We start from the raw sequence: 18,969 nt of genomic DNA, 5'->3' as shown, positions 1-18,969 counted from the left end.
AGTGGCTTCGTAGCCACTCTTTTACTTTATTTCAATGTGTGGATTTTTACTTTTCACGAGATTGATGAATTTTTCTTTATCTTTAGGAGAAATAATCTCTGTTTCATATGATCCGTATAAAATTTCTAATCGATCGAATGATAGTGCATAGGCAGCTAACGGATTTTTTGTATTAGAAATTTTCTTTATATCTTGTATAAAAATCCGCTTCTTAATGGGTCCTGATTTAATAAAGATTACTTCTTCTTCCACGATATATTTCGTTGTAAACCAACTCCAAACGAAAAAAATTACTAAAGGAATCGTAAAAAGTAGCAGAAAGTAATCTCTTCCAGCTACTAAAGGAGCAAAACACGCACCAATCACAACTAAAAAAATTGGATATAACCATACATCTTTTTTTGATAGAAATTCCACTAAACTTCCTCTCCCTTGATTTAAGTCAATGAATCTCCTCCTCTTCCCTATTACAATGAAAACAACATTAGAATAGGAGGACGTATTATGACTGAGCGAAATTTTGCCTTATTTGCAGGCACTTCTCTTCTTATGATGGCATTCACTGCATTTTTTTCTTACGGTTTTGTTCACGGAAATCTCGTTGTACCAAGTAATGCGAGCACGACACTCCATAATATTCAAACTTCAAGTTCACTTTTTAAAGCAGAAATTTTCGGATGGATTATCATTTTTATTACGGATATTATCGCCTCGTGGGCTCTTTATTTCTTTCTAAAACCTATCCATACTAGCCTCTCATTACTAGCTGCCTGTCTTCGTCTTATGTATACAGCTATACTTGGTATTGCTATATTCAATTTAACATTTGTATTACTTCTTTCAAAAAGCACAGTTGCTAATTCAGAAGCATATACAATGTTATTTCTAGAAGCTTTTGAATACATTTGGTCTGTAGGATTAATCATTTTCGGCTTACATCTTCTCACCTTAGGATACGTAACCTTTCAATCTAAAAACATACCGAAGACTATTAGTATATTACTGCTCATTGCTGCAATCGGCTATATCATCATTAACGTAATGAATACGATGTTTTCACAATATGATGCGATTATTTCCATTCTTAACGTTGTCTTTCAACTACCGATGATCACAGGTGAACTAGGATTTAGTATATGGCTATTGCTTAGAGGTGGAAAAAACTCTACTGTTTGAGTCGTTTCTTAATTCTGCTTAATGATTCTGGCGTAATACCTAGATAACTTGCCAATTGATATTGAGGAACACGATCGATTAAATGCGGTCGTTTTTGTAATAATGATTTGTAGCGCTCTTCTGGTGTCGATGCAATAAATAATGTAAGTTCTTCTTGTACTTCACCAAAATTGTATTCAATCATTTGGCGCGTCATTTCTTCTAACTGTGAATATTTCTTATACATGTCCTTTTCACTATACAGATCGCCAACTACAACTAGACAATCTTCTAGGCACGTTAACGTATGTGGGGATAATTTATCTTGTTTATGATGATTGAAATTTGCGATTGCTTGTTCTTCTGTATAAAAATTTGATGTAACTTCTTTTCCAGATTCATCTATACAATGTTGCCTCACGCATCCTTTTAATACAAAATAACATTTAGACGGAACATCTCCTTGCCCTAGGAGCACTGTTCCTTTTTTATACTCTTCAATTTGTAATTCTTCTACGATCATGCGCTGCTGCTCTTCACTTAATGTTGTAAGATTTGTCATGTATTTCATTAAAATATCTTTCATTTGGTCTCTCCTTCCCTCTCTATCTTTGTATGAGAAACGTATGATTGAACTCCACTATATATTTATAGTGGAAATCCCCCCTATTTATCTGTTTTACTTTCTGCATGGAACAAAAAAAGAGAAGTTACCAATAACTTCTCTTCTCATATTTTACAATAAACTCGTTATACTTCCTGTGTATAAGCCGGCTCGTTCACCACATTTTTTGATGTTCGCTTTTGTTGCTGTAGTAAGAAAACAGATACACCAAACAATACGAGTATGCTACCGATAATTTGCATTGCGTTTAATTTTTCCCCAAGTAAGAAGAACGCTAGTATAGATGCCCCAACTGGTTCCCCTAAAATACTCATTGAAATTGTTGTTGCATTTACGTAATTTAATAACCAATTATTAATGACGTGTGACACTGTCGGTACAATCGCAAGTAAAAGAAAAATACTCCAATCCCACTTCGTATAGCCTGTAAATGGCACTTGAAGTATAACGTTATAAATCGCTATAAATATACCCGCGAAGGCAAATACAGTGAAACTATAAATCCAATGAGATACTTTCTTTACTGTCTTTTGTCCGATAAATAAATAACCGACAACTGCTATTACACTTAAAAAGGATAATATATCCCCATAAATTGCTTGCTCACTTAGCCCTAAATCTCCCCAGCCAATACACATTACGCCTAGTATCGCAATTCCCATCGTCGCAATTGCTGAATAGGTTGTTCTTTCTTTAAATAAGAAAAAACCTCCCACTAAAGATACGATCGGTTGAAGTGCTAAAATAATCGTCGAACTAGCAACTGTCGTATGCTTTAAGGATTCAAACCATAAAAGAAAATGAAGAGCTAAAAAGAAACCAGATCCAATTAAAAATCCCCAATCTTTTATTTGAATCCTACTAAACTCTTCCCGTTTTTTCCAAACGATCGGCAGCATAATAAGTACGATAATCCATAATCGATACATACTTAAAACGGAAGATGGTGCTGAGGACATCTTTGCAAAAACAGCTGCGAATGAAATTGCTATAATGGAAATTGCTAGTGGTAGTGCGATTGATCTTTCTTGTTTCAAATCCTGTCTCCCCTCTCACCTGTAAAAAATCCCACTTCATTATATCCGTTTTCTTTCACAACTTAAATACTAATTTTTTAGATTCTTCGTACCATTATGGTAAAATAGAAATTAAGGCACCTATTAGTGATTATTTCTTTCCTTTTCACTACAAGCGTTGCTCTTACAATCATTACAGTAAATTTTTATTTAGGGGGATATACATGAATCAAACAATAGGGAGAATTGAAGAAATTTCATTTTTTAGTACCTCACTTCAAGAGGAGCTTACACTTCTTGTTTATTTACCAGTAAATTACACACCTCTCCATAAGCATACGGTTGTTATTGCACAAGATGGTAGAGATTATTTTCAGCTTGGTAAAGCGCACCGTGTAATTGAGCGTCTTCGTGAAACTGAAGAAATTGACCGCACAATTATTGTCGGTATTCCATATAAAAATGTACACGATCGTAAGGAAAAATATTTCCCAAATGATGTAAAGAATGCTGCTTACATTCGTTTCCTTGCTCATGAGCTTGCTCCATATATTGATGCAAATTATCCAACGTATCAAATGGGTAAAGGACGCGTTTTAATTGGAGATTCTCTCGGCGGTACAGTTTCCTTCATGACCGCACTTATGTATCCGCATACATTTGGTAAGGTCGTTATGCAATCACCATTTGTTGATGAAACAGTCATGAACTTAGCAAAAGATTTCAAAAATCCGGGGGCCCTAGATCTTTATCACGTAATTGGGACCGAAGAAACAGCTGTCAAGCGTACAGACGGACAAGTATCTGATTTCGTAGAACCAAATCGCGAGTTAAATAAACTACTTACAGATAGAAATTTCATCACGCATTATGAAGAGTTTGAAGGGAATCACACATGGAAATATTGGCAAGCAGATTTACCAAAAGCATTTTCTCATATTCTATCAATGAAATAATAGAGAGCGGTATTCAGAATAATTTGATATAATAGATAAAGAGATTTATTCTCAAAATCTAACTAGACTTGCAAAGGGAGGAATTGGAACATGAAATTAGGAATTGTAATTTTCCCATCAAAAATGATTCAAGATAAAGCGAACGGATTACGTAAACGTTATGATCCGCATTACGCATTAGTTCCGCCACATATTACATTGAAAACACCCTTTGAGACGCAAGATGAACAATTAGAATCGATTGTGAATGAGTTACATACAATCGCAAACAAAACGAACCCTTTCACCCTTCATGTTGGGAAAGTCGGTTCATTCGCACCTGTTAATAATGTTCTTTATTTTAAAGTAGAAAAAACACCTGAACTTACTTTCTTAAATGAAGAAATGCATAATGGTTTCTTTACACAAGAGCGCGAGTACTCTTTCGTACCTCATTTAACAATCGGTCAAGACTTATCAGACGCAGAGCACGCTGATGTATTAGGTCGATTACGTATGAAAGATTTCTATTATGAGCAACCAATCGATCGTTTCCACCTTCTATACCAATTAGAAAATGGAACGTGGACTGTACATGAAACATTCCACCTCGGAAAGGAGAACAACTAATTTGCACGCACAAATCGTACAAACGGACGAACAACTAAGAGATGCATTCTCTGTACGTAAGCAAGTATTTGTGAATGAGCAACGTGTTTCTGCAGAAGAAGAGTATGATGAGTTTGAAGAGATTTCAACACACGTTGTTATATATGATAATGATGTTCCAGTTGGTGCTGGTCGCTTCCGCATCGTTGATGGAATAGGAAAAATGGAGCGCATTTGCGTACTAGCTTCCCATCGCCAAAAAGGCATTGGCAAAATCATTATGGATGCACTTGAAGCGCATGCAAAAGAAGAGTCTCTACCGAAATTGAAACTCCATGCTCAAACACATGCTGAATTTTTCTATAAAAAGCTAGGATACGTGACGGCTTCTGATGTGTTTATGGAAGCAAATATCCCACACGTCGTAATGATAAAAGAATTATAAAGTGAAACTTTAATCAGTGGGGGTTTTGTTCATCCCCCACTGATTATTAGCCTTCACCAATCGGGCGTTTACGGGCACCTGAATTTTGAAGTGAGAGTTTTACTGCCCGCAAATAGCGGGGTAATTTTGTAGCAGGAGGTAGCCCCTCCTGTTTTTTACATTGCTATTTTCTTTTTCTTCCGCTAAAGTTAAATGTTGATGCTATAGTTTTGAAGGTGAATATATGACACAAGAAAAATTTTCACAAAAACCGTTAACACACGCTGGCATTCCGCAAGCGGCGTATCATATTCCGAAAACATCTACCCATTTAATTATGGAAGAAGATGCAGATGCGGCGTATTTCCGCGCTTTAGAACAGCAAGGTGTTTATTTAAATGAAAAACAGTTAGAAGCAGTGCAAACGACAGAAGGACCTGTCCTTACACTAGCTGGTGCTGGAAGTGGTAAAACATCTGTTTTAACAACTCGCGTTGGTTATTTAGTTAATGTAAAACATGTCCATCCGCGAAATATTTTACTGCTGACGTTTACACAAAAAGCAGCTGAAGAAATTCGAAGCCGTGTAGCGAATTTACCTGGTATGAATCATGCCGCAAGTAGCTATGTCGTTGCTGGTACATTCCACTCTGTCTTTTTAAAATTGCTTCGTAGTCAAGGATATAATCAGCAAATTTTAGCAAATGAAAAACATAAACAAATTATGATAAAGAAAATTTTGAAAGAATTGCGCTTAAAAGACGATTATGATGCCGAAACGATACTCGCTATGATTTCACTTGAGAAAAACAACTTGAATCGTCCGAAAGATGTAAAAGCGAAAACACCGGTTGAACAAGAGTTCAAAGAAGTATACGAACGTTTCGAAGAGGTAAAACAACGACACAATTATATCGATTTTGACGACATCTTATTAGAAATGTATTATATGTTAGAAAATAACGCTCCCCTGCTTACTCAATTACAAGAGCGTTTTCATTACATTGAAGTAGATGAGTTTCAAGATACGTCGTATGCACAATATGAAATTGTAAAATTGTTAGCCACGCCAAGAAATAATTTATTTATCGCAGGTGATGACGATCAAGCGATTTACGGCTGGCGAGGGGCAAGTCACCAAATTATTTTATCTTTTCCAAAGGAATTTGATAATACAACGATTATCGCACTTAATACGAATTATCGATCTAATCCATTTATCGTCGGACTTGGAAATGAAGTTATTAAGCTCAATCAAGAACGTTTTGATAAAGAGCTATATTCTGTTCGTAACGATGGCATGCAGCCGTTTTATGCACGACCTGCGACAACTCTTGATGAAGCAAATCAAATTTTGCAACTCATTCAGGAAAAAGTAGATAGTGGTGAACGAAATTATAAAGATTTTTGTTTATTATATCGTACACATTCTGTGAGCCGTTCTTTACTTGATCAGCTTACAATTCATAAGATTCCATTTATTAAACATGGAGCGAGCCAATCGTTCTACGAACATTCTTTAATTAGGCCCGTATTAGATCACTTACGACTCGTGCTTGAACCGTTCCGCCTCGAATCACTTTCAAATATATTACCAACAATGTATATTGGCCGTGATGAGTGCATTTCATTTATTGAACGTGAACAATGGAAATATGGTGAGGGCCGTTTTCCTTCTCTTCTTCATTTTCTATTACTAAACCCAAGCTTGAAACCTTTTCAAGTTAAAAAAGTAAATGAGCGAATCGATTTTATTAAGTTTATAAAAGAACTTGAACCGAAAAAAGCATTGAAAGAAATTATTCATGGTAAAGGAAAGTATTTAGAGTACTTACAAAGTAATGATCGTTCTTCCTTTACGATGCATAAGGACATACAAGAAGAAATGTTAGAAGAATTAATGGAATCAGCAACTCGCTTTACGGATATTCCAGCTTACTTACAATTTATTAATGAAGCCATTCAAGGTCAAAAAGAAATGGAAGCATTAAAAACAATGCCGCAAAAAGATACCGTATCGCTTATGTCGATTCATAACGCGAAAGGCCTTGAGTTTCCATGCGTCTTTTTACTCGGAGCAAGCGATGGTATATTGCCGCATACTTCTTCTTTAAAAGATGCAAATGACCGTGTGACGGAGACTTCTGAAGCATTAGAAGAAGAACGACGATTACTCTATGTCGCCATTACACGCGCAAAAGAAGAACTTTACATTTCCTCCCCGCAATTTTTCAGAGGAAAGAAACTAGATATATCTCGTTTTCTATATACTACGCAAAAAGATTTACCTGAAAAGACATCCATTAAATAATGGGTGTCTTTTTCCATATCACGATATGTACATCCCCTCTATATAAATTCCCTGTTTCTATCCTGAGAATTAACGTAATATCAACCATATCCCGTTCATATTGTAATAGTGTATGTCAGAACTCACGATAAGGAGTGAACATAATGAGCTGCAATTGTAATGAAGATCATCAACACCATGATTGTGATTTCAACTGTGTATCTAATGTCGTTCGTTTTATACATGAACTACAAGAATGTGCAACCACAACATGTGGATCTGGTTGCGAAGTTCCATTTTTAGGAGCACATAACACTGCATCAGTAGCGAATACACGTCCTTTTATTTTATACACAAAAGCTGGAACACCTTTTGAAGCATTTGCACCATCTGCAAGCCTTACTAGCTGCCAATCTCCAATTTTCCGTGTAGAGAGTATAGATGATGATGACTGTGCTGTATTGCGTGTATTAACTGTAGTTTTAGGTGATGGTACCTCTGTACCACCTGGTGACGATCCAATCTGTACATTTTTAGCTGTACCAAATGCAAGATTAGTATCAACCTCCTCTTGTATTACTGTTGATTTAAGTTGCTTCTGCGCTATTCAATGCTTACGCGATGTTTCTATATAAAACTGAATACTAATTTAAGCATGGATTGGGTGGCAGATGATTCTGCCACCCAATCCATGCTTAAAAGGTATTATTATGTATTTTTTATAAAATTGGGAACTTGTCTAGAACATAGAACCTGTCCTTTTCATTAACTAAAAGTAGAAACAGATAAAGGAGTGAAAAACATGTTCTCTTCTGATTGCGAATTTAATAACATTGATTGTGAGGCGAAACCAGCTAGTACACTACCTGCCTTCGGTTTTGCTTTCAACGCTTCTGCACCTCAGTTCGCTTCACTATTCACACCACTACTATTACCTAGCGTAAGTCCAAACCCAAATATTACTGTTCCTGTAATAAATAATACAGTAAGTGTCGGAGACGGTATTCGAATTCAAGTAGCTGGTATTTATCAAATCAGTTATACATTAACGATCAGTCTTGATAACGTTCCTACTGCACCAGAAGCTGGTCGTTTCTTCTTATCATTAGGTACACCAGCTAACATTATTCCTGGATCAGGTACAGCGGTTCGCTCTAACGTTATTGGTACTGGTGAAGTAGACGTATCCAGTGGTGTTATTCTTATTAACTTAAACCCTGGTGACTTAATTCAAATTGTACCAGTTGAACTGCTTGGAACTGTAGACATCCGTGCTGCAGCATTAACAGTTGCACAAATTAGCTAGTAAAAAGCGGTATTTCTTAATTGAAATACCGCTTTTTATTTTTACAATAAAAAACACTCACCGTAACATGAGTGTTTCATTCTTCATATTGTTTTATTGTATTCTTCTTTTTCCCACAGTTGCATCCCTTTTTTTTCACAAACCCTTGTTGCTGTAATTGCTCTTGATATGCCTGATGTTGTGCTTGTTGCTGTTGCTGTATGTTATACCACTGCTGCAGGTCATATGAATTTCGCCTTGGATTATTGCTCACAGCAAACATCTCCTCTACTGTCAATTCTGTCAATTCTGTCTATTCACTATATGAACAACTCCTTATTTCCGTTCCCTCATTCTTTTAAACTCCGCTTTTTCTAACATCATGAAAATTTATCCCGATTGGTGAGGGCTGATAATTAGCGGGGGATGCCCCACACTGATTAAATTTTCACTTTATTATTCTCCCATAAAATATCCTGTAATTGTTTCAATGATCGCTGCTGCACCTGCAATGGCTAATAATGCTAGTACAGGCTCTGCAACAATAGGAATCCATTTATATAAAACTAATAAAAAAGCACTAACCCACACACCTGTACACCAATAGCAGCTTAATAATTCTCCCATCCACTTTCTTAATCCTTTCCCTTTCACCTTTGTAAAAGTCGATACACTTCCATCAGGCTCTGTAATCTCTAACTCATCAATAAACGGTCTTCGCAAAAAAGCTGTAATTTTATCATAAACAATAAGACGAGTTAACCTAAATGCAGCTAGCGCAAAAATAAAAAATAAAAGCCAGCTTGTAAATAACATAATTCCACCTTCCCTATCCTCTTTAGCCTATTTAAAAAAAAAGGTCTTAAGATTGTGACCAAATCTCCCCCACTCCAATATCTTATTAATGTAAATACAAACAAGAAGATAAGGAGTGACATTAATGAGTTGTAACGAAAATAAACACCATAGCTCTTCTCACTGCGTAGTTGACGTCGTAAAATTCATCAATGAACTACAAGATTGCTCTAGTTCAACATGTGGTTCTGGTTGTGAAATTCCATTTTTAGGAGCACACAATACAGCAGCAGTAGCAAATACACGCCCTTTTATTTTATACACAAAAGCTGGAACGCCATTTGAAGCATTTGCACCATCTTCAAGCCTTACTAACTGCCAATCTCCAATTTTCCGTGTAGAAAGCGTAGATGACGATAGCTGTGCTGTCCTACGTGTGTTAACTGTAGTATTAGGTGATGGGTCTCCTGTACCACCTGGCGACGATCCAATTTGTACGTTTTTAGCTATACCAAATGCAAGATTAATCTCGACATCTACTTGCATTACTGTTGATTTAAGCTGCTTCTGTGCTATTCAGTGCTTACGCGACGTTTCTATAGTTAAGTAAACTAAAAAACTATTGGGGTGGTAGAAGCTTTCTACCACCTTTACATATTTAAAAGCCGGCCATATCAATCGATTTGATGTCTTCTATAGATAATCGAATATCTCTCATACTATTTGGTGGCATAATGGATACAATGCCATTACGGTAAGATATAATCGATCCTATATATGAGACGGTCGTCGTTCTTATTCTACATCTTACTTTTGGAATGTAATGAGGACGATTTAATAAAAAATGAATTTTTTCTTCATTATTCATATCCTTAAAGGATTTATTGTAAGGGACCGTTCTCACTTGCTCTTCCTCTACTTTTTCTTCCACCTCCACTTGAGGCTCCTCTCGTGGTTCTTGTTTCTCTTGTTCTACCACTTCTTCCACAGCACTACTTACAATACTTTCATTTCTATTACTTTGCTCTTTTTGATCCTCATCTTCGAAATTCGTTAAAATAATTCTTTTTATTTTCGGTGCAGCGAGTTCTAAATTTACTTGTGCAATATATAACAACGGTTTTCCAACTGTTGAACTTTTATTTTTATTCTTCACACTCGTCCCTCCCACTTCCATACGTAGCTGGATAAATCGTGTACTATTATAGTTATATTCATAACGTGGCTAGAACTTTCGTTAAAAATCGTTCTTTCTGAGAACAATTAAAAAGGACAGTCTCAACGTTAGAGACTGTCCTTTTTAAACTTTAATTCCTATTATATTTATCCTAAAATATGATATCCTGAATCAACATGAATGTTTTCACCTGTTACTCCGCGTGCTAAATCACTGAATAAGAATACTGCTGTATCTCCAACTTCTTCTGGAGTCGTCGCACGACGAAGTGGTGCGCGTTCCTCAATTTCTTTTAAGATTGAGTTAAAGTCGCCTACACCTTTCGCAGATAACGTACGAATTGGTCCTGCAGAAATAGCGTTAACGCGAATGCCATGTTGTCCTAAATCGTTCGCTAAATATTTCACGCTAGCTTCTAACGAAGCTTTCGCAACACCCATAACGTTATAGTTTTTCACAACGCGCTCGCCGCCAAGGTATGTTAAAGTTAAAATATTTCCGCCTTCTGTCATCACTTTCTTCGCTTCTCTTGCTACAGCTGTTAAAGAGAATGCACTAATATTTTGTGCAAGTAAAAATCCATCGCGAGAAGTATCTACAAATTCACCTTTTAAATCATCACGATTTGCAAAAGCAATACAGTGTGCAACACCGTGAATTGTACCAACTTCTTGCTTAATAGTTTCAAAGCAAGCTGTAAGTTCTTCATCATTCGTTACATCACAAGGTAATACAAGTGATTCTTGTCCTTCTAATGTTTCCGCTAGTTCACGAACGTTTCTTTCTAAACGCTCTCCTGCATATGTGAATATTAATTTTGCACCTGCATTATGCAAAGAGCGAGCAATTCCCCATGCAATACTTCTTTGGTTCGCAACGCCCATAACAACAAATGTTTTCCCTTGTAATAGTTCCATGATATATCCTCCCAGAAATACTTATACTTGTTATTAGTACCTGATACTATAATTATAGTACCATAAAACCTCTTAAAGGCAAACAAAAAAGTCACTAACATAAATTTGTTAATGACTTTTTGTTTCTATAAAAAACCTTTCTAATCCTTCTTCCCAAGTAGGCATTTGTAAAAAACCATTTAATCGTAGCATGTTATGTTGAAAGATAGAATATTTTGGTCTCGCAGCCGCCGATCCGAATTCTTCAGTTGAAACAGGTAATACATTCACTTTCATATTTGCATACGAAAATATTTTTTGGGCAAATTCAAACCAAGAACATGATCCTCTATTGGATACGTGATACGTACCGTATAAAGAAGTGTGAATGAGCTTATTAATCATCATATTTAAATCTGCCACGTACGTAGGAGAGCCAATTTGATCCGCTACAACAGATATGTTTTCTCTCTCTTTTCCTAATCGTAGCATCGTTTTCACAAAATTATTTCCATACTTACCATACAACCACGATGTACGAACTATAAAATATTTATTATGTAACTCTTTTACGAACTGCTCTCCTGCAAATTTAGAAGCTCCATATATATTTATCGGTGCTGGATTATGAAATTCATGATAGCCATCCGGTTTGTCACCTGGAAATACATAATCGGTACTGACATACACTAACTTAGCCCCTACTAATTGTGAAGCAACCGCTACATTTCGAGCTCCAATCGCATTTATTAAGTAAGCAAGATCCTGTTCTTTCTCAGCACCATCTACCTTCGTATACGCTGCACAATGAACAATTGTATGTGGCTTTATTTCTTGTACCACTTGCTTAATTCGGGATATATTTGTTACATCTAATAACTTTTTATCAAATGGATATATGTCATATTCCTCAGAATTCAACTCTTCTTGTAGTTGCTTCCCTAGCTGACCGTTCGCTCCCGTTATGATAATCCGTTCTTTCATCTACATGCCCCTTACTTTTCTTTTAGTGGTTTCCACCAGTCCACATTGTTTTTATACCATTCCACCGTTTCTTTTAATCCTTGTTCGAACGTATACTTCGGTTCCCATTCAAACTCATTCTTCATTTTTTGTGCATCAATCGCATAACGACGGTCGTGACCTAAACGGTCTGTTACAAATTCAATATCTTTTTTCGTTTTTCCTAAAAGTTTTATAATTTGTTCCACAACATCTACATTTGTTTTTTCGTTATTTCCGCCGATATTATACACCTCTCCTACACATCCCTTATGCAAAACGGTGTCAATTGCACTACAATGATCCGTTACATGCAGCCAATCCCTTACATTCAATCCATCACCATATAATGGTAGTTTCTTTCCTTCAAGCGCATTCGTAACCATTAACGGAATTAATTTCTCAGGATATTGGTACGGTCCGTAGTTATTAGAACAACGCGTTATAATAACTGGTAATTGATACGTTTCATAATAAGATAAGGCTATCATGTCGCTACTCGCTTTACTTGAAGAATATGGACTATTAGGAGCTAGCGGGGTTTCCTCTATAAATTTCCCGGTTTTCCCTAAAGAACCGTATACTTCATCTGTTGATACTTGCACGAGTTTAATATGTGAATATTTTTTCACTAACTCCAACAGCGTGACTGTACCTATTACATTCGTATCATAAAAAGGAATTGGGTTTTCAATACTACGATCCACATGTGATTCAGCTGCGAAATTTACAATTACTTGCACGTCACGTTCCTTAACAACATGTTCCAGCAGCTCTCCATTTTGGATTTTCCCTTTTACAAATGAGTAGTTAGGATTTTCTTGAATAGACTTTACATTATTTAAATTCCCGCTATATGTTAATGCATCGTAATTAATGATTTTATATGTTTCATAGTTTTTTAACATATAGTGAATGAAATTACTTCCAATAAATCCAGCTCCACCTGTAACTAATATATTCATAAACAACTCTCCTACTTAAAAACTATCTTCATATTCCTGAAGTAATGGTAATATTCGATCCTTATCGGACAAGATAGGATTTGTTACCGGCCATGGAATTGATAATTCTTTATCTTCCCAAAGCAAACCGGAATCGTGATCAGCACTATAATACTCATCTACTTTATACATAACAATTGTATGAGGTACAAGTGTACAAAAACCATGAGCAAATCCTTTCGGCACTAATAATTGCCTATGATTATCCGCACTTAAAATATAACCTCTCCACTTTTTAAATGTAGGTGAATCTTTTCGCAAATCAACGATAACATCATATATTGCACCTTGCATAACTTGAATGAGTTTCGTTTGTGCTTTCGGATTTTTTTGAAAGTGTAGCCCTCGAATCGTCCCCGAATGCGCTGAATAAGATACGTTATCTTGCAGAAATGAATGCGTAATCCCTAACGATTCTAGCATCTTCTTATTATAACTTTCAGTAAAAAAACCTCGCTCGTCTTCAAACAATCTCGGTTCTAACAATTTCGCATCGGTAAAATTTGTTTCTACAACTTTCATATTTTCACCTATTCTCCATTAAACTGTTTCCCAAAGTTTATATCCCGCGCTAACGTATTCGCTCTTTGAAGAGAAGCATGCGTTCCCGCATCAGTCCACCAGCCACTCATTTCATTATAAGTAAGTACTCCTCGTTTTAAATACCAATTATTTATATCTGTAATTTCAAGTTCCCCTCTTGCGGAAGGTTTTAATTCTTTTATATAAGAAAAGACTTTCGAATCATACAAATAAATTCCCGTAACAGCATAAGAACTTTTCGGCTCATTCGGCTTTTCTTCAATTTCAATTATTTTTCGGCCTTTAATATGCGCTACACCAAATCGCTCGGGATCTTCTACAGATTGAAGCAGCACTTTAGCCCCTTCTTTTTGACTTGCAAACTCTTTAACATACGGGCAAATATCATCTGAAAAGATATTATCTCCTAATATAACTACCATCCGATCATTTCCTACGAAATCTTCACAAAGTCCTAGCGCCTGCGCAATCCCACCCGCCTTATCCTGCACACGATACGTAAAGGATACACCAAACTCTTGACCACTTCCTAGAAAGCTCACAACATCTCCCATATGCTCTTTACCTGTAATAATCATAATATCTGTAATTTCACATCGCTTCAGCTTATATACCGCATGATAAATCATCGGATACCGCCCAACGGGAAGTAAATGTTTATTCGTTACTTTCGTTATTGGATATAATCTCGATCCTGTCCCGCCTGCTAAAATAATCCCTTTCATCCTTCATCTCTCCCTTATGATGGAGATAGCACCTCTTTATAATGTTCCACAAAAATTTCCCGGTATTTCTCATATGTATCCGCATCAAACTCATCTCCGTTGTAATGAATACACCATAGATTTGCTTGATTAGGGATACCAATTAAATATCCAGCCTTTTGAAATTCTAAAGACTGTGACACATCATAGAAATGGAATCCTTGAAACAAATCCTCTCGCCACGGAATATCATACTGCGTTGCCATGAGTAAACCATCGATTGCTTGCACTGACATAAAAGATTGATTTCCATAAAACCCCAGATCCAAATTTAATAATTGATAATTCCGTCTTCTGTACTCAATCACTTTCCCTACTAAATTTTTCCCTTCCCACCATATCCCGTTACTCGGTAAAAACTGAGCACCAGCTACTCCAATTAAACCAAGCTTTTCATTTTCTTTAAAAAGAGAAATGAGGGTACAAAACATATCACGATTAATAAGGTAAGTATCTTGATGTATATATACTTTATATTTCGCCGGATATGAAAGTGCTCGATTGTACGCACTTGCCATACTTTTCGCATCTCGTATCGGAAAAATTTGCACTACATAGCCAGGGGGAACAACAATGTTTCTTATTTGCCTTTCGCATTGCTCGAAAAGCTCTTCATTATTTACACAAACAACGACTAATATTGTATGATCTTTCATTTTGTAGCCCTCTATTCTTCCTTATTCACATCTGACATATAGTTCTCTACAAATACTTTTCTATACTTTTCATAGTTCGTCATATTTACATCGAAATGATAATGAATACACCAAGCATCACGCTGCACAGGGACACCGACTGTATACCCAGCTTTTTTAAATTCAAAAGATTGGGATACATCATAAAAATCAAACCCATCAAATAAGTCCTCTCGCCACGGAATATCATATTGTGTCGCCATCAATAAACCGTCAATACATTCCACAGGAATAAACGTTTTTGATTCATGAAATGGTTGCTCTAAACTTGCCATATAAAACAAATCGTTCATATAACCAATGACTTTCCCGACAATCCCACGCCCTTCGTTCCATACACCATTTGGAGGAACATATTGGGATCCAACCATCCCAATCATCCCAAGATGTTCATGCTCCTCAAATAATTGAATTAATCCGTATAGAAAGGCCCCATTTATAATAAAGACATCTTGGTGTAAATACACTTTATACTTCGCTGGATGTGAAATGGCTTGATTGTATCCGCTCGTCATACTTTTTGCATTTCGAATCGGCATAAATTGTATAGTATACCCAGGAGGTACTGCCAATTTCAATATATGTCGCGCACATTGTGCATACAATTTCCGATCATTTATACATGTAACAAATAGTATTGTTTTTTCTGCAGCACTCATAATTGTGATTTTTCTGCTTCAATAATATATTGAAATACAACTGTCTCAGCCATGAAGCCACTTCCAAGACGATACTTTTTACAAATTCCATATAACTCTTCAATAAGTGGCTCATATATTTTATGATCAACATATACACGATCTACTTTACTAATAGAATATCCTGCTTTTAAAAACATTCTTAGCATTTCATTAAAAGTAAAGAAACGAATATGCGTTTTATCTAATAAGCCATATTCTGTATACGTCCAATTTCCAGCGAGTAAGGGAGCTAATACTGAAATGTGCGCAACGTTTGGTATGCTAGCTAAAATCACACCATTTTCTTTTATATATGGCTTTACTTTCTTTATGACAGCCCACGGATCAAATAAATGCTCTAATACATCCCCGAATATGACACAATCAAATTGTTCCTTCTCATAAGGAAGATCCATTGTTTCTATATCACCTAAAATAACATGATCTAGTTTTTCTTTCGCTTTTTCGGCAGCCTCTGGGAACGCCTCAATTCCTGATACACGTGCTCCATTTTCTTTTATAGCCGCTCCTAATGCACCGCTCGAGCAACCAATATCAAGAACTTCTTGCCATTCCTTTTTTATATGCTTGAATAAATTAGGATTTATCGCATTATAATAATGTTCAGATTTTTCTTCGTATAAAGAACTTTTCTCCCGATTCATTTCACACACTCCTTATGCAAATTGAATTTGAAATATAAACAAAAGATATTCTACAAAGGATGCCATCTCTATTGGTTGCATTACCGATAATCTAATATATAGCCATTCTACTATCATTAGAATAGCGACAAGTCATTTCCTAAAAATAGAACAAATTACATTTTATATTGTTTATCATAGATGCCTCTAAAATATTTACGGTTATATTCAATCGCAGCATTATTCGGAACATAAGAAGCTGCCAATTCATTATAATAATAAGCTTTATCTTGATCTCCTAATCTGCTATAACAAATACACATTTGTAAATATGGAATCCACGTATAACTAGCCGGACTGTGAAAAGGACTATCCTCTGCTAGCGGCACTTCAGTTGCTAGCTTAAACCAAAATATCGCTTCATTATACTTTTGTTGTTCCATATATATATATCCTATTCTTGTACAATTCTCTCCTCTAGGAATACCATAACGAAACGACTTCGTACAAGTTTCAACTGCCTTCTCCCAGTCTCCTAACTTCGCATAACAATCTCCTAACTTACCACATGCATAAATTTTCTCTTCATGCCATCCTTCCTCTTGATTAAGAAATGTTTCATACAGAAGAACCGCATCGTCGTATTTTTGATTATCCATAGATTCATTACCGTAATAAAATAAATCTCTCGGGCTTAATTCTTCTCCAGCTGCTACAGCATTTTGAAAAATTTTCAAATTACGATTCGTTATTTCTTTTTCTTTCTTATGTGTAATGGCGACATTACTATTGTAAATCTCACCAGAAACAGCTAAATACTCATGCACCTTTCCAAACCATTGAAATTGTTTTTCACGCTTTACAAGTCGATATCTTCTTGTGCAATATAAAGGTTTCCCATTAGAATCCATTACAAGATAATAAGGCATAGAAACAGCGTCAACTTTACCATCTAACTCTCGTTTTAATGTTTTCAGTGATTCTTGAGCTTCCTCTAATAACACATCATCAGCATCTAACCATAATATATATTCTTGCGTTGCTTTTGAAAACGCAAAATTTCTAGCTGCTGCAAAATCATCAACCCACGGAAAATCGTGTATGTTAGAAGTGTATTTTGCTACAATTTCCTTCGTTCGATCAGTGGATCCTGTATCAACTACAATAATTTCATCAACAATTTTTTCTACCGCGTCCAAACATCGATCTATTGTATTTTCCTCATCGCGAACAATCATACATAGACTAATTGTAATTCCTTGCTTGTTCAACATAATCACCCTCTTCCAACTCAATCATATGTTATACATACAATAAACTTTCCATTTTTTTAACTTGTTCAAGCTATTTAAGATTTCTTTTTAATAATTCAAATGTCCGTGTCATTTTCTTGTGATTTTGCATCTACTATATAATGAAAGCTTTATGGAGGTGAATTTATGTCAAATAATAATTATTCAGATGGCTTAAATCCTGATGAATTCTTATCAGCTAGTGCATTTGATCCTAATCTTGTAGGTCCAACTTTACCACCAATACCACCGTTTACACTTCCAACCGGGCCTACTGGACCGACTGGGCCTACTGGGCCTACTGGACCTACCGTACCTACTGGGCCTACTGGGCCTACTGGACCGACTGGGCCTACTGGAGACACTGGTACAACTGGCGCGACTGGCGCGACTGGAGACACTGGTACAACTGGACCTACTGGGCCTACTGGAGACACTGGCGCAACTGGACCGACTGGGCCTACTGGAGACACTGGCGCAACTGGACCGACTGGGCCTACTGGAGACACTGGTACAACTGGACCTACTGGGCCTACTGGAGACACTGGCGCAACTGGACCTACCGGGCCGACTGGAGACACTGGCGCAACTGGACCGACTGGGCCTACTGGAGACACTGGTGCAACTGGTGCGACTGGACCTACTGGGCCTACTGGGCCTACTGGGCCGACCGGGCCATCTGGATTAGGACTTCCAGCAGGATTGTATGCATTTAACTCTGCTACAGTTTCTTTAGCTCTTGGAATTAATGATCCTGTACCGTTTAACACGGTTGGATCTCAGTTTGGTACAGCAATTTCTCAATTAGACGCTGATACTTTCATCATAAGTGAAACTGGATTCTATAAAATTACTGTTATCGCATATACTGCAGCAGTAAGTTTATTAGGTAGCCTTGCAATTCAAGTTAATGGAGTTAATGTACCAGGTGCAGGCACAAGCTTAATCTCACTTGGATCACCTATCGTTATCCAAGCAATTACACAAATTACAATAACTCCATCAATGGTTGAAGCAATTGTTACTGGAATTGGATTATCATTAGCTCTTGGTACAAGTGCATCCATTATCATTGAAAAAATCGCTTAATTTTTTTACTTAGCAGTAAAACTGATATTAGTTTTACTGCTTTTCCAAT

The 18,969-nt window shown here is 36.4% G+C and carries 24 protein-coding genes; 9 read left to right on the top strand and 15 right to left on the bottom strand.

The window, feature by feature from the left end; all coding sequences use genetic code 11:
- Positions 1 to 21 precede the first annotated feature (21 nt).
- On the bottom strand, positions 22 to 417 hold the full coding sequence (locus tag MKY70_RS06635) for a PH domain-containing protein (RefSeq protein WP_131246127.1): 396 nt from the start codon (positions 415 to 417) through the stop codon (positions 22 to 24).
- 87 nt (positions 418 to 504) lie between these two features.
- Between MKY70_RS06635 and MKY70_RS06630 the strand changes: the two genes are divergently transcribed.
- Positions 505 to 1,176 (top strand): DUF4386 domain-containing protein, encoded by a 672-nt coding sequence (locus tag MKY70_RS06630; protein WP_341023734.1) that lies wholly within the window; start codon positions 505 to 507, stop codon positions 1,174 to 1,176.
- On the opposite strand, the gene MKY70_RS06625 is transcribed toward MKY70_RS06630, so the two are convergent.
- Both MKY70_RS06625 and MKY70_RS06620 read right to left on the bottom strand, forming a co-directional pair.
- Entirely contained in the window at positions 1,166 to 1,741 is a 576-nt protein-coding gene (locus tag MKY70_RS06625; RefSeq protein ID WP_341023732.1) for a Crp/Fnr family transcriptional regulator, read from the bottom strand. The two genes, MKY70_RS06630 and MKY70_RS06625, sit on opposite strands and share 11 nt — an antisense overlap.
- Before the next feature lie 164 nt (positions 1,742 to 1,905).
- On the bottom strand, positions 1,906 to 2,817 hold the full coding sequence (locus tag MKY70_RS06620) for a DMT family transporter (RefSeq protein WP_341023730.1): 912 nt from the start codon (positions 2,815 to 2,817) through the stop codon (positions 1,906 to 1,908).
- A 203-nt stretch (positions 2,818 to 3,020) separates the two neighbouring features.
- Between MKY70_RS06620 and MKY70_RS06615 the strand changes: the two genes are divergently transcribed.
- From MKY70_RS06615 to exsF, 6 genes are all read left to right on the top strand, one after another.
- Positions 3,021 to 3,752, top strand: coding sequence for an alpha/beta hydrolase (locus MKY70_RS06615; RefSeq protein ID WP_002030493.1), 732 nt, complete (start codon positions 3,021 to 3,023; stop codon positions 3,750 to 3,752).
- A 90-nt stretch (positions 3,753 to 3,842) separates the two neighbouring features.
- Entirely contained in the window at positions 3,843 to 4,361 is a 519-nt protein-coding gene (locus MKY70_RS06610) for a YjcG family protein (RefSeq protein WP_002011397.1), read from the top strand.
- A 1-nt stretch (position 4,362) separates the two neighbouring features.
- Positions 4,363 to 4,785 carry a GNAT family N-acetyltransferase gene (locus MKY70_RS06605; RefSeq protein ID WP_088035081.1) on the top strand — a complete coding sequence of 141 codons (423 nt, stop codon included), beginning with the start codon at positions 4,363 to 4,365 and terminating at the stop codon, positions 4,783 to 4,785.
- Positions 4,786 to 5,008: 223 nt separating this feature from the next.
- Positions 5,009 to 7,075, top strand: a complete 2,067-nt coding sequence (locus MKY70_RS06600; protein WP_044437809.1) for an ATP-dependent helicase — start codon at positions 5,009 to 5,011, stop codon at positions 7,073 to 7,075.
- 143 nt (positions 7,076 to 7,218) lie between these two features.
- Positions 7,219 to 7,689, top strand: coding sequence for a spore coat protein CotY (cotY, locus tag MKY70_RS06595; protein WP_002011392.1), 471 nt, complete (start codon positions 7,219 to 7,221; stop codon positions 7,687 to 7,689).
- A 167-nt stretch (positions 7,690 to 7,856) separates the two neighbouring features.
- Positions 7,857 to 8,360 carry an exosporium protein ExsF gene (gene exsF, locus MKY70_RS06590; protein WP_002011391.1) on the top strand — a complete coding sequence of 168 codons (504 nt, stop codon included), beginning with the start codon at positions 7,857 to 7,859 and terminating at the stop codon, positions 8,358 to 8,360.
- Between the two features lie 76 nt (positions 8,361 to 8,436).
- On the opposite strand, the gene MKY70_RS06585 is transcribed toward exsF, so the two are convergent.
- Both MKY70_RS06585 and MKY70_RS06580 read right to left on the bottom strand, forming a co-directional pair.
- Positions 8,437 to 8,622 (bottom strand): hypothetical protein, encoded by a 186-nt coding sequence (locus MKY70_RS06585; protein ID WP_044438098.1) that lies wholly within the window; start codon positions 8,620 to 8,622, stop codon positions 8,437 to 8,439.
- Between the two features lie 173 nt (positions 8,623 to 8,795).
- On the bottom strand, positions 8,796 to 9,155 hold the full coding sequence (locus MKY70_RS06580) for a DUF1360 domain-containing protein (RefSeq protein ID WP_002140858.1): 360 nt from the start codon (positions 9,153 to 9,155) through the stop codon (positions 8,796 to 8,798).
- A gap of 124 nt (positions 9,156 to 9,279) precedes the next feature.
- Here MKY70_RS06580 and exsY point away from each other — a divergent pair, with 124 nt between their 5' ends.
- The gene (gene exsY / locus MKY70_RS06575; RefSeq protein WP_002140857.1) at positions 9,280 to 9,744 is read left to right on the top strand and encodes an exosporium assembly protein ExsY; all 465 of its coding nucleotides are present in this window, start codon (positions 9,280 to 9,282) and stop codon (positions 9,742 to 9,744) included.
- 48 nt (positions 9,745 to 9,792) lie between these two features.
- On the opposite strand, the gene MKY70_RS06570 is transcribed toward exsY, so the two are convergent.
- From MKY70_RS06570 to MKY70_RS06525, 10 genes are all read right to left on the bottom strand, one after another.
- Positions 9,793 to 10,311 carry a CotO family spore coat protein gene (locus tag MKY70_RS06570; protein WP_181295479.1) on the bottom strand — a complete coding sequence of 173 codons (519 nt, stop codon included), beginning with the start codon at positions 10,309 to 10,311 and terminating at the stop codon, positions 9,793 to 9,795.
- 146 nt (positions 10,312 to 10,457) lie between these two features.
- On the bottom strand, positions 10,458 to 11,228 hold the full coding sequence (gene fabI, locus MKY70_RS06565; RefSeq protein ID WP_002011384.1) for an enoyl-ACP reductase FabI: 771 nt from the start codon (positions 11,226 to 11,228) through the stop codon (positions 10,458 to 10,460).
- A 108-nt stretch (positions 11,229 to 11,336) separates the two neighbouring features.
- Complete coding sequence (gene rfbD / locus MKY70_RS06560) at positions 11,337 to 12,191, bottom strand: dTDP-4-dehydrorhamnose reductase (RefSeq protein WP_002011383.1); 855 nt, start codon at positions 12,189 to 12,191, stop codon at positions 11,337 to 11,339.
- An 11-nt stretch (positions 12,192 to 12,202) separates the two neighbouring features.
- Positions 12,203 to 13,174 (bottom strand): dTDP-glucose 4,6-dehydratase, encoded by a 972-nt coding sequence (rfbB, locus tag MKY70_RS06555; RefSeq protein WP_044437803.1) that lies wholly within the window; start codon positions 13,172 to 13,174, stop codon positions 12,203 to 12,205.
- Between the two features lie 15 nt (positions 13,175 to 13,189).
- A complete protein-coding gene (gene rfbC / locus MKY70_RS06550; protein ID WP_002011381.1) occupies positions 13,190 to 13,735 on the bottom strand; it encodes a dTDP-4-dehydrorhamnose 3,5-epimerase in 546 nt (181 codons plus the stop codon).
- A gap of 8 nt (positions 13,736 to 13,743) precedes the next feature.
- Complete coding sequence (locus tag MKY70_RS06545) at positions 13,744 to 14,481, bottom strand: sugar phosphate nucleotidyltransferase (protein ID WP_002011380.1); 738 nt, start codon at positions 14,479 to 14,481, stop codon at positions 13,744 to 13,746.
- Positions 14,482 to 14,495: 14 nt separating this feature from the next.
- A complete protein-coding gene (locus MKY70_RS06540; protein ID WP_044437801.1) occupies positions 14,496 to 15,176 on the bottom strand; it encodes a glycosyltransferase family protein in 681 nt (226 codons plus the stop codon).
- An 11-nt stretch (positions 15,177 to 15,187) separates the two neighbouring features.
- Positions 15,188 to 15,874 (bottom strand): glycosyltransferase family protein, encoded by a 687-nt coding sequence (locus tag MKY70_RS06535; RefSeq protein WP_002140852.1) that lies wholly within the window; start codon positions 15,872 to 15,874, stop codon positions 15,188 to 15,190.
- Entirely contained in the window at positions 15,871 to 16,560 is a 690-nt protein-coding gene (locus MKY70_RS06530) for a class I SAM-dependent methyltransferase (protein ID WP_002125965.1), read from the bottom strand. The genes MKY70_RS06535 and MKY70_RS06530 overlap by 4 nt, the downstream gene beginning before the upstream one ends.
- Before the next feature lie 155 nt (positions 16,561 to 16,715).
- A complete protein-coding gene (locus MKY70_RS06525) occupies positions 16,716 to 17,813 on the bottom strand; it encodes a tetratricopeptide repeat-containing glycosyltransferase family 2 protein (RefSeq protein ID WP_002125963.1) in 1,098 nt (365 codons plus the stop codon).
- Between the two features lie 165 nt (positions 17,814 to 17,978).
- On the opposite strand from MKY70_RS06525, the gene MKY70_RS06520 reads away from it, so the two are divergent.
- Entirely contained in the window at positions 17,979 to 18,920 is a 942-nt protein-coding gene (locus MKY70_RS06520) for a BclA C-terminal domain-containing protein (protein ID WP_341023722.1), read from the top strand.
- Positions 18,921 to 18,969 lie beyond the last annotated feature (49 nt).

The organism is Bacillus sp. FSL R9-9492 (genome assembly GCF_038007365.1).
Classification (GTDB): Bacteria; Bacillota; Bacilli; order Bacillales; family Bacillaceae_G; genus Bacillus_A; species Bacillus_A mycoides.
This window is presented reverse-complemented; position numbering and strand designations above follow the sequence as displayed.

Bases quoted from the DNA above. Each gene is read 5' to 3' on its own strand.
- MKY70_RS06630 (WP_341023734.1), top strand. From the start codon at position 505: ATGACTGAGCGAAATTTTGCCTTATTTGCAGGCACTTCTCTTCTTATG.
- MKY70_RS06625 (WP_341023732.1), bottom strand. From the start codon at position 1,741: ATGAAAGATATTTTAATGAAATACATGACAAATCTTACAACATTAAGT.
- MKY70_RS06615 (WP_002030493.1), top strand. From the start codon at position 3,021: ATGAATCAAACAATAGGGAGAATTGAAGAAATTTCATTTTTTAGTACC.
- MKY70_RS06610 (WP_002011397.1), top strand. From the start codon at position 3,843: ATGAAATTAGGAATTGTAATTTTCCCATCAAAAATGATTCAAGATAAA.
- MKY70_RS06600 (WP_044437809.1), top strand. From the start codon at position 5,009: ATGACACAAGAAAAATTTTCACAAAAACCGTTAACACACGCTGGCATT.
- cotY (WP_002011392.1), top strand. From the start codon at position 7,219: ATGAGCTGCAATTGTAATGAAGATCATCAACACCATGATTGTGATTTC.
- exsF (WP_002011391.1), top strand. From the start codon at position 7,857: ATGTTCTCTTCTGATTGCGAATTTAATAACATTGATTGTGAGGCGAAA.
- MKY70_RS06585 (WP_044438098.1), bottom strand. From the start codon at position 8,622: ATGTTTGCTGTGAGCAATAATCCAAGGCGAAATTCATATGACCTGCAG.
- MKY70_RS06580 (WP_002140858.1), bottom strand. From the start codon at position 9,155: ATGTTATTTACAAGCTGGCTTTTATTTTTTATTTTTGCGCTAGCTGCA.
- exsY (WP_002140857.1), top strand. From the start codon at position 9,280: ATGAGTTGTAACGAAAATAAACACCATAGCTCTTCTCACTGCGTAGTT.
- MKY70_RS06570 (WP_181295479.1), bottom strand. From the start codon at position 10,311: ATGGAAGTGGGAGGGACGAGTGTGAAGAATAAAAATAAAAGTTCAACA.
- fabI (WP_002011384.1), bottom strand. From the start codon at position 11,228: ATGGAACTATTACAAGGGAAAACATTTGTTGTTATGGGCGTTGCGAAC.
- rfbD (WP_002011383.1), bottom strand. From the start codon at position 12,191: ATGAAAGAACGGATTATCATAACGGGAGCGAACGGTCAGCTAGGGAAG.
- rfbB (WP_044437803.1), bottom strand. From the start codon at position 13,174: ATGAATATATTAGTTACAGGTGGAGCTGGATTTATTGGAAGTAATTTC.
- rfbC (WP_002011381.1), bottom strand. From the start codon at position 13,735: ATGAAAGTTGTAGAAACAAATTTTACCGATGCGAAATTGTTAGAACCG.
- MKY70_RS06545 (WP_002011380.1), bottom strand. From the start codon at position 14,481: ATGAAAGGGATTATTTTAGCAGGCGGGACAGGATCGAGATTATATCCA.
- MKY70_RS06540 (WP_044437801.1), bottom strand. From the start codon at position 15,176: ATGAAAGATCATACAATATTAGTCGTTGTTTGTGTAAATAATGAAGAG.
- MKY70_RS06535 (WP_002140852.1), bottom strand. From the start codon at position 15,874: ATGAGTGCTGCAGAAAAAACAATACTATTTGTTACATGTATAAATGAT.
- MKY70_RS06530 (WP_002125965.1), bottom strand. From the start codon at position 16,560: ATGAATCGGGAGAAAAGTTCTTTATACGAAGAAAAATCTGAACATTAT.
- MKY70_RS06525 (WP_002125963.1), bottom strand. From the start codon at position 17,813: ATGTTGAACAAGCAAGGAATTACAATTAGTCTATGTATGATTGTTCGC.
- MKY70_RS06520 (WP_341023722.1), top strand. From the start codon at position 17,979: ATGTCAAATAATAATTATTCAGATGGCTTAAATCCTGATGAATTCTTA.